Here is a 15,880-nt window from a genome sequence, read left to right as displayed (position 1 = left end):
GCCTTTTGCTTATACGAGCTGCCCAACCGCAGCCATCGCTTGGTGGCCGGGGCTGCTGCAGGATTGGGTGACAACGGTTAAGCAGCCTGTCGGACTGCTGGGGACATGATGGTTTCGAATTCGATCGGGGTCAACCGCCCGAGGCGGGTCTGTCGACGCCGGCGGTGGTAGGTGCGTTCGATCCAGGTGACGATGGCGATCCTGAGTTGATCGCGGGTGTCCCAGCGCTGCCGGTCCAGCACGTTGCGTTGCAGCAGGCTGAAGAAGCTTTCCATGGCCGCATTGTCACCGGCCGCACCGACACGGCCCATGGATCCGACCATGCGATGGCGATTGAGCGCGTGGACGAATCTCCTCGAGCGAAACTGACTTCCCCGGTCGGTGTGCAGAATGCAACCGGCGACATCACCTCGCCGGGCGACGGCATTGTTCACCGCGGCCACCGCCAGCCGGGACTTCATCCGCGAATCGATCGAGTAACCGATGATCCGGTTGGAGTACACGTCCTTGACTGCACACAAATACAGCTTCCCTTCACCGGTCCAATGTTCGGTGATGTCGCTGAGCCACAAACGATTCGGTCCCTCGGCGGTGAAGATCCGCTGTACCAGATCATCATGGACCGGCGGCCCAGGTTTGCTGTTCTTGCCGCGCCGGGGCTTGCCGAACGCGCTCCACCACCGATTGCTCGAGCAGATCCGCCATGCCGTCCGCTCGGCCATCGATTCACCGACTTCGCGGGCCTCATCGGCCAGAAATCGGTAGCCGAATTCAGGGTCGTCGCGGTGGGCATCGAACAACGCGTTGGCCCGGTACGCCTCGGCGACCTCGCCGGCCGAGACCGGATCGGCCAGCCACCGATAGTAGGACTGGCGAGCGAGCTGTAGCACCCGGCACGTCACCGCCACGGGGATCCCCTCGGCGGCAAGCTCTTTCACGAGCGGGTAGAGCCTTTTCCCGGTATCTGAGCCTGTGACAGATACGCCGCAGCGCGCCGCAGGACCTCGTTCTCCTGCTCGAGCAACCGTATCCGGCGGCGAGCATCCCGCAGCTCGACCGACTCACTGCGAGTGGTCCCGGGCTTGTTCCCGTCGTCGACCTCGGCTTGGCGCATCCATTTCGACAACGTCATCGGATGGACCCCGGAAATCGGCCGCGATCTGATCCAACGTCACGCCGTCGTCGCGGTTGCGGGCGACCCGCACGACGTCGTCGCGGAACTCTTTCGGATACGGCTTGGGCACTGCGACATCCTCTCAGGCTTACCTCTCGGCAAGCCATCTTGGTTGTCACCTACCCCTGCAGCAGCCCGCCAACGCAAACCTTCCCGTACACAGGTCTGGCCTGATTGCCGAGATGTAGATGTCCTCGCCGTTGAGCAGCACGGCACCCTCGACACGGGTGTTGGGGGTTACCTCGTGCCTGTGTTTGAGCGGGCGCAGCACGGTCATTTTCACATTCGCCACGGTGTGGAAGCTGCCGTAATAGATGTGGAGGTCTGACGCCTCACACCGGTCGGAGACTCCGCTGTGCGCGCCGACTCCACACGCTCGGCTGAGCGGACGGCCCGGATCGCGCTGACCTGTGAGCGAGTGAGGAATCGCGGCTCAGCAGCACTCCTTCAACGGTGCCACAGCCACAAGCAACAGCTATTTCCTCAATGCCCACACAAGCAGATCAGGATGGCCGAGTAGATCGCTCGGGGTAAGGGTGCCGGGCGTCTGCTTCCGAGTTTCTGGATGCCGGTCATGGGTGACTCGTCGTCTTTGCCGCTCTTGGATAGCCAGTTCACGCGAAGTCGATTTGGCACGCTGGTCGATTTGTTCGAATCGATCCTGAATACGTTTCACGGCTGATGCGTGCTGGTCGGCGATAGCTTCCAGCCGGGCAATCGGATTCATGACTGGACCTCCTGTTGCTCGCTCGTAGCCGAAATGGGGGTCGTGAAGCGCAGGTCTCGGCGGTGTTCGCCCTCGCTCTCGGATTGCGGGCGGACCGGTGGTAGCCCCATGAGTGAGGATGGCTGGGAACTGCTCGCCGGAGCAGTGGCCGGAGTGCCACCACCAGACGGAGTGCCACCACCAGACGGAGTGCCACCACCAGACGGAGTGCCACCACCAGACGGAGTGCCACCACCAGACGGAGTGCCACCACCAGACGGAGTGCCACCACCAGACGGAGTGCCACCACCAGACGGAGTGCCACCACCAGACGGAGTGCCACCACCAGACGGAGTGCCACCACCAGACGGGGTATCACCACCAGACGGAGTGCCACCACCAGACGGGGTATCACCACCAGACGGCTTTCCACCGCCGCCGTCGGCAGCAGCGGCACCGGCGGTCGTCTGGTCGTCCATTTTGTCGACGGAGTCGAGCACCGTCGCGATGCCTTGGCCGCCCGACTTGATGGCCTCGCCTCCGGCCTTGATGATGTCGTCGACATCATCATCCAATGAGCCGATAGCCTTGATCAGGTCAGGAATGTTGCCGGTGATTTTGCTAGCCGAATCAATTACGTTTGCGATGTCTCCTGGCCGCCACACGCCAGCCGTGCCCATGTCTTTAGTTCCGCCAGAACTATTCTGGTTTGCCGACTGCTGGTTTGCCGACTGCTGGGTCGTCGACTGCTGGTTTGCCGACGGCTGAGTCGTCGACTGCTGGGTCGTCGACTGCTGGTTCGCCGACGGCTGGGTCGCGGCACCAGTACCAGCCGCACTATTCATCTGGCTCGCGACCGTCTGCAATGACCCCGACACGGCACTGTCGGTTGCTGTATTCAAACCTGAGACGAGTTGAACCTTGTTCTCGACATCGGGTTTGAACACCGTGTTGAGCCATTGAGTCGCGTACTGCTGAGGATCAAGCGACATCGGAACCACCGCCCGGGTATTCAGGAAGGATCGCGCGTAGCTTCGCTGCTGCCTCTTCGGAGGTCGATCCGCCGAAACCGTTCTTGGCGTACTCCACCAGTTGGCTGACCTGCTGAAACGATAGGCCGGCGACGTTGTCGCTGAGGCTTTGCTCGATCGCGGAGGCCTTCTGCGAAACCATACGCTCGAGGGTGTCGGCCGCCACGGTGACGGTGTTCGCGGTGAGGGAAAGCGACTCGGTGTCAGCAGATAGACCGACGCCCAGCTGCGACTGCGCCTGCGCCGCTGCTGACGATCCCGTCGATTCGTTCCAGACCGAGTCCAACTGGGTGACCTGTGACTGCTGATCCACGGCAAGGTCATTCAACGTCGCCGTCAGCTCGTTGCCCAGGGCGGTCGCATAGGTGCGAAGCGCTTCCACGCTCATACCCTGCTGTTGCTGATAGCTATCGATCAGCGTGCTCGGACTGGTCTCGTTCGGATACTTTCCGGTCCAGTCCTGATACAGAGACATGAACTGTCCAAGGGTATCCAGTTTGTCGAGTCCCTGAGCCAGGATCCGGTCGACATCGCTGCCGCCCTGAGCCGCCTGCATTATTGTGCTCCTTCGATCGAGTTGATACCGGCAGCCGTTGTACCGTCCGAGTCAGCGATCACGTTCGCGCTTGTGGCTAGGCTGCTGCCGTTATGCTCGACGGCGGCCGCCCAGCCGGTCACCCGCACGCCGATAGCTTCCATCGCTGCCTGAATCTGCGCCCCATGATCCTGGTAGTCGCGGCCTGCCTGCGCCGGAACGAATTCAGCGGCGGCACTGGTCAAACGCCCTGCGCTTGTCCACAGCAGCTGGCTGGACGCATTCTGGCCCCCCGCCAGCAGATGGACACCTTCACTGTTCATCTCCATGACAATCCCCTTACCGCGCAGCTGTTCGGTTCGATCGGTCGCACGCATCCTCCGAGAGCAGGCTGGGCGCGCGCCCCGTGACGGCTGAGACCGACTTCCTGGTGGTACTCATGACGTTGTCCCCCGAGATCTGTTGTGTCACTAGGTATGACGCGGCAGACTCGGAAGTGGTTCCCTCGATTCCGAATAATCTTCGGAACCGGCCGCCGACGAACGGGGGTGGCAGCGAGTTCAGAGCCGGGTGTGGCACTCGATGGACGATCGTGTCGTGCATGACAGCCTGCTTCCTCGCCACAAGCGTCATGTCGACTGCCGTGCAGGAGAGTTCGCTCGGCTTTCGCCGAAACTGGAGTGAGGTTCGTCATGGAGGAAGCCGCCGAGCACGCCCGTATCGAGCGTTTGCAAGAAGCCTTGCTGCGGATTCGGGGAACTGCCTCTTCCAGCGATCAATCGGTCACTGTCGAGGTGGGCGCCAATGGGTCGCTGCACGATATTCAGCTCAGCGAGGTCGGCCTGCGCTTGGATCCAAAACTGCTGGTGGAACTGATTATCGGCTTACACAGACTCGCACACGCCGAAGCCAGCGACGTCATGCGTGCAACAGTCGAAGACTTGCAGGCTGAAACCGCGGCGGAAGATGAATCCGAGCCGATAGGCAACGATCTCGACAGCCCGGACATCGAGCCGGACGCCCAGCCACCGGCTTCGCCGGAGCCCTCGTCACCGGCCGACGAACAGCCGCGAGAGGAGAACCCACCGCTGGCAACAGATCCCCTTCCGAACGAGGCGCCTGAGCCGCCGGATCCCAGCCCCGATTCGCGAGATCAAATCCACGACGTACCGCCGGTTGCCGTTGCACGCAGGGGAGATTCAGAAGGTCGGATGGCGCATGTGATCCGGCCGCATGAGCCTCCTGGCGATGGCGGCATCTACGACCTGATAGGGCCCGGTGAAGACAACCCCTACGCGACCGTCATTGCGAGTCCACCGTTGCCGAGAAGAGTCCCGTCGCCCCGTCCGACGTCCTCGACGTCAGATCTCGATGCCTCCGATCGACCGGTGCCACAACCAATCGGTCCGCCCTGGCACGACACGACCTTGTTGCCCGACCCAGCATTGCCGCCTAATAATGACTACCCGAAATACGACTATCCCGGATACGACGATCTGGAGTACCGCTACTCCTGGGACAACTGAGGGCCTCTAGATCCGAGTAGTCGGTCAACGGCTACTTCGACGAGATAGGCCGTCAACAGCGACTGACCACTCACGAGCGGCCAGATCCGTGACGTCGCTACCGACCCGAGTGCTCACACCGGCCAGTAGCGCGTGCGCGTCTGCCTGTGCCATCGGCCCACGCCTTCTCTACCGTACGGTCCATGTTTCCAATGAGGCCTGCTCCTTCTGGGCACGATCAGCTGAGCTTTGCGCGCTCCAGCGAAGCCGCTCAACCCGGTCCCAAATCCAACCGACCTCGGCCCCGTACGCCTCTCGCAGACCGGCGCAGGCAATTGCAGGTCAGACAATCCTTGACATTGCGCGGTCACCTATCGCTGGCGCCGGAGGAATTCGGTTTCGGTCAGGGCCGTATTTCAAGATCAGCGGAGAAAGCGCGTGCATCTTCAGCATGCTGACCGTGGCCATCCGTGGGCTCGCAGAATTTATTCGCGAGCCTACGGACGGGCCGGAATTCAGACTGCAGGCGATAGCATCGCTACCCAGCCGCTGTTAGTGGTCGTAACCCCAGGCACTGTGCTGAGTCGCCCAATCGGAGCACCCGACGCCGTTCTCGCACACACGGAGGCTTATATTCAGGGGACGAGCGCCGCCCTCAGAAAACATCACGTCCTGGGCAAGCTGGCTGCTACCGAAGGCAACCGTCTTTACCTCACCACTCCCCTTCATCTTGAATTCGGACCTGGCCTCAAAACTGCACGCTGCACCAGAGTTGTCGTTTCGGCCGGTCTTTACCAGCCAGTTGTAAGCGTAGCCATCCATCGGAACTCCCCCGATGGATACGACATCGGCGCTCCACGTGCACGGCCCATAGCTCTGACTGACCACCGGGCTCGCAGACGCACTACCCGCCCCCAAGAGCACCCCAGCCGTCATCGACGCAATAGCCAGACCAGCCGCAGAGAATGCGCGAAAGTTCTTCATTTCCGACCTCCATAATTTGTCTTCATTGGGCATGAAAAACATAACCCGACCACAGGCTTACTCAACAGGAAGTATCATCGGCAGAAAGAGCGGAAGTTTATTCGCCACACGATCGAGCGGTGTGCAGATCTGCCGGTCGAGCACCAGCAAGGTCAGCATTCCGAAGCAATAGCAGCGTTGTACACATAATATCTGAACCGACAAGGCTGTACGCACGCATGGGAAATCAGCCCCGCTGCCGTCGGCATGATAGAGGCCGATCTACCATCCGCAGCAGAACTTCCCCTTCCTCGTCCGTCAATTGCAGCGCACTGGTGAGCCGCCTAACGGATTTAATGTGCGGATATCTGGTGCATCCGCGTTCGATGTTCCGCAATGCACGCACACTCAACTGCGCCTTGTCCGCCAACTCCTCTTGACTCAGATTAGCGCGCAAGCGGTACTCCATAAGCGCGCTCGCAATTAACTCCATCTTGCCCTCCTCACCACTAGCCGCATACTGCGTCGTAGCGACACAGCTCAGCGCCTGAGCCTTACGAATCGCCGGGCCCCGCCTGTCCAGTAGCGATTCTCCAGACCAACTCGATCGACTGACTTCCGTTGCCTTACAATCAAATTAGACGGCTCAAGAGCGTCTTCGGTTCCGTCGCAAGATGATTAAACATCATGACCGTTGTCACATTGCAATCTATTCAACGAAAAGGTATGGATGCCCGAGTCCGAGGCGTCTAGGTGCGCGAATTCACCTGCCTACTAGAGGCGGCCGTTGCAGTAGCTGCGCTTTACCGCAATTGCTGTCCTGTTCCTCCATCAACGAGAAAAGCCCCCGCACTCCCTTTCAGAAGGAGTGCGGGGGCTTCCCGGTGTGATTTAACCGAAGCGGCCGGAGATGTAGTCCTCCGTGGCGCGCTGGGTGGGGTTGGAGAAGATCTTCTCGGTGTCGTCGATCTCGATCAGGCGGCCGGGCTTGCCCTGGGCCTCGAGGTTGAAGAAACCGGTCTGGTCGCTCACCCGCGCGGCCTGCTGCATGTTGTGGGTGACGATGACGATCGTGAACTCTTTCTTGAGCTCGGTGATCAGGTCCTCGATCGCCAGGGTGGAGATCGGGTCCAGCGCCGAACACGGCTCGTCCATCAGCAGGACGTCGGGCGAGACCGCGATGGCGCGGGCGATGCACAGACGCTGCTGCTGACCACCGGAGAGGCTGCCACCGGGCTTGTCGAGCCGGTCCTTGACCTCGTTCCAGAGGTTGGCGCCCTTGAGCGAGCGCTCGGCGACCTCGTCGAGTTCCTTCTTGTTGCGCACACCCTGCAGCTTCAGCCCGGCCACCACGTTGTCGCGAATCGACATGGTGGGGAACGGGTTCGGGCGCTGGAACACCATGCCGATGGTGCGACGCACGCCGACCGGGTCAATCGAGGAGCTGTAGATGTCCTCGCCGTCGAGCAGCACGGCGCCTTCGACGCGGGCGTTGGGGGTCACCTCGTGCATGCGGTTGAGCGAGCGCAGCACGGTGGACTTGCCACAGCCGGAGGGACCGATGAAGGCGGTGACGCTGCGCGGCAGCACCGTCAGTTCCACATTCGCCACGGCGTGGAAGCTGCCGTAATAGATGTTGAGATCTTTGACGTCGATCCGCTTGGCCATCTGAGTATTCCGTTCGCTTCTATCGGTTCCGGGTGAGCAGCTTGTTGACGCCGGCGGCAGCCAGGTACAGCAGTGCGATCATGAGGATCAGCGTGAACGCCGCACCCCAGACACGTTCGCGGCCGGCAGCCTCCGGGTTGGCCAGCTCTTGGTAGATCAACAGCGGCAGCGAGGCCATGTTGCCGTCGAAGATGTTCTGGTTGATCGACTTGCTGTAGCCGACCAGCACGAGCACCGGGGCCGTCTCTCCCATGACGCGGGCCACGGAGAGCAGGATGCCGGAGATCATGCCGGGCGCCGCAGTGGGGATGACAATCCGCAGGATGGTCTTCCACTTCGGCACACCGAGTGCGTAGGAAGCCTCACGCAGCTCGTCGGGCACCAGCTTCAGCATTTCCTCGGTGCTGCGCACCACCACCGGCAGCATCAGTAGCACTAGCGCCAGCGAGACGGCGAAGGAGCTCTGCGGCATGCCGAAGGTGGCGATCCAGAGCGCGAAGATGAACAGCGCGGCGACGATCGAGGGCACACCGGCCAGGATGTCGACCATGAACGTGGTGACCTTGGCGAGTCGACCGCGACCGTATTCGACCAGGTAGACCGCGCCCATGATGCCCAGCGGCACCGCGATGATCGAGGCGACCAGCGACTGCACGATCGTGCCGTATATCGCGTGGTAGACGCCGCCGCCGGTCTGATCCGGCAGGATGCCCTTCTGCGAGTTCATCCACCAGTCAGCGGACGCGACCGCGGTGATGCCCTTGGTGACAACGAGTCCGAGCACCCACACCAGGGGGATCAGCGCGATGACGAAGCAGAGCGTGACCAGGCCGGTGGCGACGTTGTTCTTGATCCGCCTGCTGGTGCTGACCTCACGAAAGGTCCGAGCCTTTACCGGCTTGTCGAGCGAAGTTGTGGTCATCAGCCGTTCACCTTTCCACCGGAGGCCAGGCGGGCCAGTGCGTTGACGACGAAGGTCAGCGCGAAGAGAACGAAACCCGCGGCGATATAGGCGCCGGTCGGCAGCGGCGAGCTGAATTCCGACGCAGCCGAGGCGATCTTGGAGGCGAAGGTGTAGCCGCCGTCGAACAGCGACCAGGTGCCGGGCACCGACGCCGTCCGCAGCACGACGAGCACGGCGATCGTCTCACCGAGCGCGCGACCGAGGCCGAGCATGGAACCGGCGATCACACCGCTGCGGCCGTACGGCAGGACAGTCATTCGCACGACTTCCCACTTGGTCGCGCCGAGCGCCTGCGCTGCCTCGATGTGGGCACGCGGAGTCAGCGAGAAAACCTCGCGCGACACCGAGGTGATGATCGGCAGGATCATGACAGCGAGCACTACGCCGGCGGTGAAAATCGTGCCGCCCCCGCTGATCGAGATTCCGCCTTCGGTGTGGGAGAACAGGAAGAACCAGCCGAGGTTCTCGTTCAGGAATTCCTGGACCGGCACAATCTTGGGTGCCAGCACCAGGAAGCCCCACAGACCGAACACGATGGACGGCACCGCAGCGAGCAGGTCGACCAGCATCGTGAGCGGCTTACCCAGCCGCGACGGCGCGTAATGCGTCAGGAACAGCGCGATACCGACACCGATCGGCACCGCGACGACGAGCGCGAACACCGAGCTCAGCACCGTGACCATGAACAGGTCGCGGATACCGAAGCGCAGGTTGTTCGCGTCACCGGTCGAGAATTCGGTACTGGTGAAGAAGTTGACCTCGTCAGCCCTGATCGAGGGGACCGCGCGGATCAGCAGGAACAGCGCGATCAACGCGATGGCCGCGACGATCGTCGCGCCGGCCGCGGTGGCCGTCCACCGGAAGATCGTCTCGGCGTTCAGGCGGCCGGTACGACCCCCGTCAGGGGCCTTGTCGATTTTCGGTTCGGTCGGCATATTCGCAGTATCTCCGGCCGCCCGTGGGCTCGTCGAGTTCGACGGGCCCACTGCGGTCACCTCAGGGTGCATGGTCATGGCCAGGACGCGATCAGGAAATGGCGTTGATCGCGGTGGTCAGCTTGGTCTTGAACGCGTCGGGCAGCGGCACGTAGCCCGCCTCGGTCAGACCGTTCTGGCCGTTGGTGACCGCCGAGGTCAGGAAGGCCTTGACGGCCTTGCTGGTGTCGGCGTCGGCGTACTTGGAGCACACGACCTCGTAGGTGGCCATGACGATCGGGTACGAGCCCGCGACGGTCGGCTTGTAGAACGAGCTGGTGTCGAGGACCAGGTCGTTGCCCTCACCCTTGACCTTCACGCCGTCGATGGCCTTGGCGGCCGACTCGGCCGACAGCTTGACTGGGTCCTTGCTCGCGGAGGTGATGATCTGCGCGATGGACAGGTTCTGCGCCTTGGCGAAAGACCACTCGTTGTAGGTGATCGAGTTCTTCGTGCTCTTGATGGCGGCCGAGGTGCCCTCGTTGCCCTTGGCGCCTTCACCGACGCCACCGTTGAAGGACTTGCCGCCGCCCTTGCCCCACGCGCCGTCCGAGGCCGCGTCGAGGTAGAGCTGGAAGTTGTCGGTGGTGCCCGACTCGTCGGAGCGGAAGATCACGGCGATCTTCTCGGCCGGGAGCTTGGCGTTCGGGTTGAGCGCCTTGATCTCGGGGGCATCCCAGGTGGCGACGGATCCGTTGAACACCTTGGCGGCGGTCGGGCCGTCGAGCACCAGGTCGGTGACGCCGTCGACGTTGTAGGTCACCGCGATCGGGCCGAAGACGGTCGGCAGGTTCCACGCGGGGGCGCCACAACGCTCCGCGGCCTTGGCCGGCTCTTCCTTCTTGGAGCTCAGCGCGGAGTCGGAGCCGCCGAAATCGGTCTGGCCACCGATGAACTCGTTGACGCCGGCGCCCGAGCCGCTCGAGGTGTAGTTCAGGGTGAAGCCGTCGCAGTTGTTCTCGTAGGCCGCGACGAAGCGCTCCATGGCGTTCTTCTGCGAGGAAGCGCCCGACGCCTTGAGCGCCTTCTTGCCACCACAGGCAACGCTGGTGTTGGCGGCGTTGCTGGTGTCGCCACCGGTGCTGTTGTCATCACTGCCACAGGCGGCCAGGGTCATGGCGCCCACGGCGAAGACGCCGACCAGGGCACTGGTGCGCTTGAAGTTCACTTTTCCTCCGACAATGCTGGGTGTCTCGCTCGGTCCCTCACCGGCCCGAGCGAGGCTGGGTGGTGCGGGCGATCCCCGAAGGAATGCGCGCACCAGGCGACGACTGTGCCGCCCAGAAGTAACCTAAGGTCGCCCGGTTGACAGTGGGCCCGACGTGGGTTAACGGAAAATGAACAGCCCGGCGCGATCAATGCGGCGAATGTGACGTTAGCCCCAGTTTTACTCGCACGTACCCGGTCATCCGCGCAATATTCTCCTCGCGCACCAGAATTCACCTCGCGTGTGAGGTGGATCGCATCAGGGCAGCGCGTACGCGACGTCGATATGGGCGGGTGCGAAGCCGAGCTTGGTGTAGGTGTGCACCGCGGCGGTGTTGTCGGCTTCGGTGTAGAGCAGGACGTCCGAGGATCCGGTCGCGCGCAGGTACCGCAGACCGGCCAGGGTCAGCAGTCGGCCGAGGCCACGCCCTTGCGCGGACGGGTCGACCCCGACCACGTACACCTCACCGGCGGGGGCGGCGTCGGGGTGCTGTTTGGTCCAGTGGAAACCGAGCAGCCGGCTCGGATCGGCGGCGTCGAAAGCCAGAAAGAGACCGGACGGTTCGAACCAGGATTCCGCGCGCCGAGCGGCGATCTCGCGCTCGGTCCAGCCGCCCTGTTCGGGATGCCAGGCGAACGCCGCGTTGTTCACCCGCAGGATTTCGAGGTCGTCGGCCGGGCCCGCGTAGGTCCGCAGGATGAGGTCTTCGGGGACCTCGAGGTCGGGTAGCTCCGGGGTAGCCAAGGATCGGCGCATCTGCCACAGCTCACGGGCGGTGACCAGTCCGAGGCCGGTCGCCAGCGCCTTGGCCGCGGGCAGGTCGCCGTGCGCCCACACCCTCGCGCCCGCGCCGCCTTCGGCCAGCGCGGCACGCACCAGATCCGCGCCGATGCCTGCGCCACGCGCGGCCGGGTCGACGGCCACCTCGGCCATCGCGGGGTGTTCGTCATGTGCCGCAACAAGATTCGCGTAGCCCACCAGCTCACCGGCGCGGACCGCGAGCAAATGCCTGGTCGAGGGGTCGACTTCGGCGAGAGAGAGCACCGCCTGCTCGGAGACCGGGGCCACGCCGTCGACGTCAGCCGCGCGTTCGAGCAGTGCGCGCACCGCGCTCACGGTGTCGGGGTCGACCTGATCGGTCCAGGTCAGGGTTGCTGTGTCCGACATCGCGTCCTCCTCGAAGCGTGGCACGGTCACCGTATTGCGCCGCGCCGACGAGCGCTACTGCGCGGAGCCGTTCACCGGTGCGAAGGAGTCGTCGCCGTCGATGTCCTCGTCGACGAAGGTCACCACCTCGCCCTTGGCGGCGGCTGTCCGAGCCGGGCGCACAGCCTTGTAGCCGACGTTGCGCACGGTGCCGATCAGCGACTCGTACTCGGTGCCGAGCTTGGCGCGCAGGCGTCGCACGTGCACGTCGACGGTGCGGGTGCCACCGAAGAAGTCGTAGCCCCAGACCTCTTGCAGCAGTTGGGCACGGGTGAACACCCGGCCCGCGTGCTGAGCGAGGTACTTGAGCAGCTCGAATTCCTTGTAGGTGAGGTCGAGCGGGCGACCACGCAGCCGGGCGGTGTAGGTGCCCTCGTCGATCACCAGCTCACCCAGGGTGATCTTGCCGGTGTTCTCCGGGCTGGCGACCCCACCGTTGCGTCCGACCAGCAGCCGCAGGCGCGCATCGAGCTCGGCGGGGCCGGTGCCGGGCAGCAGGATGTCGTCCAGGCCCCAGTCCGCGTTGACGGCCACCAGGCCGCCCTCGGTCAGGACCGCGACCACCGGAACCGAGGACCCGGTGCTGCCGAGCAGACGGCACAGACCGCGCGCGGCGGCCAGGTCCGTTCTCGCGTCGACCAGGGCGACATCGGCACTACTCGCCTCCAGCAGGGACGACACCTCGGTCGGCGCGGGCCGGACGTTGTGCGCCAGCAGCGTCAACGACGGCAGGACCGCGTCGGGGTTGGGGTCGGAGGTCAGTAGGAGCAGCTCCATGGGGCTCTCCTCCTATCTCGTTGCTCCGCGGACGACAGCAGCCGCGTAGCTACGTCGCCGAAACACAGGTTAAGTCGTGTGCAACATTAGCGCCTCCACAGCCACTACCTCGCAACACGGCGTCCGTTTTGTGTCCTTCGCGCTCGCCCTGGTCGCGGGCGGGGCCCGCGACCCTCGGCGCCAGCCGCTAGTGTCACATCATGCGCAAGCTGATCATCGGGCTTCTCTGCCTGGCCGGTTTGGCGGTGGTCATCGATTTCGGCGCCGCCGCCTATTCGGAGTACCACGTCTCCCGTCAACTGCGGGCGGGCGCGGATCTGTCGGCCGACCCGGAAGTGACGTTCCACGGATTCCCGTTCACCGCGCAGGCGATGAGCGGCCGCTACGACGACGTGACGATCCGCGCCCGCGGCGTGCGCCCCGACATCCCCGGCGAGGTCGGCATCGAGGCCAAGCTGCAGGGCTTGCACGCCCCCGCGAGCGAGTTGCTCGACGGCGCGGCGCGCAAGGTGCAGGTCGACCGGATCGACGCGTTGATGCGGTTCGAGCCCACCGAGCTCGGCAAACTCTTCGGCATCCCGGACCTGCAGGTCCACACTCCGCCGGCCGACAAGTCCGACGGAACCGGCGGCTCCGGCGGGTCGGGCATGACGACCGCGGGCGTCCTCGTCCTGAAGGGCACCCTGCCGACCGCCGCGAACGGGCGCGTGCTCCCCGTCGGCGTCACCCCGTCCAGTTCGGCCACCCGCGTGCCGGTGCAGATCCAGGCCGACCTGTTGCTCGAGGGCGACAAGGTCCGCATCCAGGCGACCGGTTTCTACACCGACACCACCAGCACCGCCGACACGACCGCCGCGGTGACCACCGATTCCAAGATCCCCGAGACCGATCACGCCGCTGTCCTCGCTCGGTTCAGCCGTACGATCGATATCAAGGAGTTGCCGTTCGGTGTCGCACCGACCGAGGTGTCGGCGCTCGGCGGCCAGATCGTCGTCGAGGGTGTCGGCCGCAACGTCACCATCGACCTGGACCGATTGCAGCAACCATGATCGAGATCGTCATCCTGGCCGTCGTCATCGCGGCCGCCGTCGCGGTCGGCTTCGTGCTGTCGCGTAAGCAGGGGCAGGTTCGTCCCGCCGCCCTCGACCCCGAGACCCCACAGCGCGCACTGCTGCTAGACGCCGCCGGTGTGACCGGCGAGGCCCCCGCGGTGCTGCACTTCTCCGCCGACTGGTGCGGCCCGTGTGACGCGGTCCGCCGGGTCGTGGCCGGCGTCACCGCCGAGCTGGCGGAGTCCCCGAATGCCCCGCGCGACATCGAGATCGATATCGACGCCGATCCCGCACTGGCCCGCGAGCTCAATGTCCTGTCCCTGCCGACGACTTTCGTCTTCGACGCCGAGGGCAAGGAACGCTTCCGCATCTCCGGCGTCCCGAAGGCGGGCGACCTGCGTACCGCCCTCGAGCCTCTGACTGTGTGATCAAGCCCCATATCCAGGGGGGCCGAGACATTCTCCGGGGAGACCGGGTAAACTACTTCTCGTGCAAACCGACCACGAGCTGATGCTCACCCGACGCCGCACAGTTGACCTGTGTCGCCTCGGTGGTTGTTGCTGCCTGTGCTGCTGAACGATCGGCTCGTTCTCTCCCGAGATTTCTGACGTCGATCTATGCCCGCCGCGCGAGTGATCCTCATGGATCCCCCGGCGAACAGGTAGATCCCCCTGGAAGTGCTCATCTGAAGCGCAGGAGTTCGCACAATGACCGATTCTGATCCCTCACCTCGCGTAGACGTCCGAGGGCCGCGTTTCGTGGCCTGGATCACCACCGGCGTCCTCGTCCTGGTGCTCCTCGTCAGCGCCTTCTCGGCCGTCGCCGCCGCGATCCTGATCGGCCTGCAGGCCGTCGTGTTCGCGATCGGCGCGATCGCGGGCCCCGCCAAGCACCCTTACGGCCGGATCTACGCCGCGCTCGTCGCGCCGCGCAACGGTCCGCCCACCGAGACCGAGCCCGTGCCGCCGCTGCGTTTCGCGCAAGCGCTCGGCTTCGTGTTCGCCGGTCTCTCCCTGCTGGGCTTCGCGCTCGGCTCCTCGATCGTCGGCGCGGTGTTCGCCGGCTTCGCCCTGTTCGCGGCGTTCTTGAACGCGGCGTTCGGGGTCTGCCTGGGCTGCCAGATCTATCCGCTGGTAGCTCGCTTCCGCCGGTCAGCTCCACACATTGGCGGAACTGGCCGCCCCTCCGTGGTTACGCAGGCTGCCTCCTCCGGGCCTGATGCCAACTCCGCCGCTCCGGCACCGAACTGACCCCCTTGCACGTCTCTGAAAGGAACAACATGGCTCGCTCCGATGTCCTGGTCTCCGTTGACTGGGCCGAAGAGAACCTCAACGCCCCCGGCGTCGTCTTCGTCGAGGTCGACGAGGACACCTCCGCCTACGAGGGTGGCCACATCGAAGGCGCCATCCGCCTTGACTGGAAGACCGACCTGCAGGATCAGGTCCGTCGCGACTTCGTGAACCAGGAGCAGTTCTCCGACCTGCTCTCGGCGCGTGGCATCGGCAACGATGACACCGTGGTGCTCTACGGCGGCAACAACAACTGGTTCGCGGCCTACGCCTACTGGTACTTCAAGCTCTACGGCCACAACGACGTCAAGCTGCTCGACGGCGGTCGTAAGAAGTGGGAGCTCGACGGTCGTCCGCTCTCGCGTGACGCGGTCTCGCGCCCGGCCACCCAGTACAAGGCCGCCGCTCCCGACCTGAGCATCCGCGCGTTCCGTGACGAGGTCATCGCGGCCATCGGCACCAAGAACCTGGTCGACGTGCGCAGCCCCGACGAGTTCTCGGGCAAGATCCTCGCCCCCGCGCACCTGCCGCAGGAGCAGAGCCAGCGTCCCGGCCACATCCCGGGCGCGATCAACGTGCCGTGGAGCAAGGCCGCGAACGAGGACGGCACTTTCCGCAGCGACGCCGACCTGGCCGAGCTGTACAAGGACGCGGGCCTGGACGGCGAGAAGGAAACCATCGCCTACTGCCGCATCGGCGAGCGTTCCTCGCACACCTGGTTCGTGCTGCAGGAGCTGCTCGGCCACCAGAACGTCAAGAACTACGACGGCAGCTGGACCGAATACGGTTCCCTCGTCGGAGCGCCTATCGAGTTGGGAGCGTAATCAAT

At 64.3% G+C, this 15,880-nt stretch carries 16 protein-coding genes and 1 pseudogene; 5 read left to right on the top strand and 12 right to left on the bottom strand.

The genetic code is table 11. The features are described 5' to 3' along the window. Positions 1-77 precede the first annotated feature (77 nt). From QX204_RS01245 to QX204_RS01225, 5 genes and pseudogenes are all read right to left on the bottom strand, one after another. A pseudogene (locus QX204_RS01245) lies at positions 78-1,244 on the bottom strand (IS3 family transposase). Between the two features lie 405 nt (positions 1,245-1,649). Then, positions 1,650-1,901 (bottom strand): hypothetical protein, encoded by a 252-nt coding sequence (locus tag QX204_RS01240; protein ID WP_301904796.1) that lies wholly within the window; start codon positions 1,899-1,901, stop codon positions 1,650-1,652. Next, positions 1,898-2,872, bottom strand: a complete 975-nt coding sequence (locus QX204_RS01235; protein WP_301904795.1) for a hypothetical protein — start codon at positions 2,870-2,872, stop codon at positions 1,898-1,900. Before QX204_RS01235 ends, QX204_RS01240 begins: the two co-directional genes overlap by 4 nt. Next, positions 2,862-3,467, bottom strand: coding sequence for a hypothetical protein (locus tag QX204_RS01230; RefSeq protein WP_301904794.1), 606 nt, complete (start codon positions 3,465-3,467; stop codon positions 2,862-2,864). The genes QX204_RS01235 and QX204_RS01230 overlap by 11 nt, the downstream gene beginning before the upstream one ends. Beyond that, entirely contained in the window at positions 3,467-3,823 is a 357-nt protein-coding gene (locus QX204_RS01225) for a hypothetical protein (protein WP_301904793.1), read from the bottom strand. Before QX204_RS01225 ends, QX204_RS01230 begins: the two co-directional genes overlap by 1 nt. Positions 3,824-4,138: 315 nt before the next feature. Between QX204_RS01225 and QX204_RS01220 the strand changes: the two genes are divergently transcribed. Then, complete coding sequence (locus tag QX204_RS01220) at positions 4,139-4,972, top strand: YbaB/EbfC family nucleoid-associated protein (protein WP_301904792.1); 834 nt, start codon at positions 4,139-4,141, stop codon at positions 4,970-4,972. A gap of 1,189 nt (positions 4,973-6,161) precedes the next feature. Here QX204_RS01220 and QX204_RS34375 read toward each other — a convergent pair. The 7 genes from QX204_RS34375 to QX204_RS01190 form a co-directional block, all read right to left on the bottom strand. Then, positions 6,162-6,383 carry a helix-turn-helix transcriptional regulator gene (locus tag QX204_RS34375; RefSeq protein WP_367620211.1) on the bottom strand — a complete coding sequence of 74 codons (222 nt, stop codon included), beginning with the start codon at positions 6,381-6,383 and terminating at the stop codon, positions 6,162-6,164. A gap of 422 nt (positions 6,384-6,805) precedes the next feature. Further along, positions 6,806-7,582, bottom strand: coding sequence for a phosphate ABC transporter ATP-binding protein PstB (gene pstB, locus QX204_RS01215; RefSeq protein WP_056818713.1), 777 nt, complete (start codon positions 7,580-7,582; stop codon positions 6,806-6,808). 19 nt (positions 7,583-7,601) lie between these two features. Next, positions 7,602-8,504, bottom strand: coding sequence for a phosphate ABC transporter permease PstA (gene pstA, locus QX204_RS01210; protein WP_301904791.1), 903 nt, complete (start codon positions 8,502-8,504; stop codon positions 7,602-7,604). Next, positions 8,504-9,481 (bottom strand): phosphate ABC transporter permease subunit PstC, encoded by a 978-nt coding sequence (gene pstC / locus QX204_RS01205; RefSeq protein WP_301904790.1) that lies wholly within the window; start codon positions 9,479-9,481, stop codon positions 8,504-8,506. The genes pstA and pstC overlap by 1 nt, the downstream gene beginning before the upstream one ends. A gap of 91 nt (positions 9,482-9,572) precedes the next feature. Beyond that, positions 9,573-10,688 carry a phosphate ABC transporter substrate-binding protein PstS gene (pstS, locus tag QX204_RS01200; protein WP_301904789.1) on the bottom strand — a complete coding sequence of 372 codons (1,116 nt, stop codon included), beginning with the start codon at positions 10,686-10,688 and terminating at the stop codon, positions 9,573-9,575. Between the two features lie 297 nt (positions 10,689-10,985). Then, positions 10,986-11,894: a mycothiol synthase gene (gene mshD, locus QX204_RS01195; RefSeq protein ID WP_301904788.1), complete on the bottom strand. Its 909-nt coding sequence runs from the start codon at positions 11,892-11,894 to the stop codon at positions 10,986-10,988. A 54-nt stretch (positions 11,895-11,948) separates the two neighbouring features. Next, on the bottom strand, positions 11,949-12,710 hold the full coding sequence (locus QX204_RS01190) for a winged helix-turn-helix transcriptional regulator (RefSeq protein WP_056818720.1): 762 nt from the start codon (positions 12,708-12,710) through the stop codon (positions 11,949-11,951). A gap of 200 nt (positions 12,711-12,910) precedes the next feature. Here QX204_RS01190 and QX204_RS01185 point away from each other — a divergent pair, with 200 nt between their 5' ends. From QX204_RS01185 to QX204_RS01170, 4 genes are all read left to right on the top strand, one after another. Next, entirely contained in the window at positions 12,911-13,759 is an 849-nt protein-coding gene (locus tag QX204_RS01185; protein ID WP_194825736.1) for an LmeA family phospholipid-binding protein, read from the top strand. Then, entirely contained in the window at positions 13,756-14,190 is a 435-nt protein-coding gene (locus QX204_RS01180; RefSeq protein WP_301904787.1) for a thioredoxin family protein, read from the top strand. The genes QX204_RS01185 and QX204_RS01180 overlap by 4 nt, the downstream gene beginning before the upstream one ends. A 279-nt stretch (positions 14,191-14,469) precedes the next feature. Next, on the top strand, positions 14,470-15,012 hold the full coding sequence (locus tag QX204_RS01175; RefSeq protein ID WP_301904786.1) for a DUF4395 domain-containing protein: 543 nt from the start codon (positions 14,470-14,472) through the stop codon (positions 15,010-15,012). 29 nt (positions 15,013-15,041) lie between these two features. Further along, entirely contained in the window at positions 15,042-15,875 is an 834-nt protein-coding gene (locus QX204_RS01170) for a sulfurtransferase (RefSeq protein ID WP_056818725.1), read from the top strand. The last annotated feature ends 5 nt before the right edge of the window (positions 15,876-15,880 follow it).

Origin of the sequence: Nocardia sp. PE-7, assembly GCF_030486425.1 — a bacterium.
Lineage (GTDB): Bacteria > Actinomycetota > Actinomycetes > Mycobacteriales > Mycobacteriaceae > Nocardia > Nocardia salmonicida_A.
This window is presented reverse-complemented; position numbering and strand designations above follow the sequence as displayed.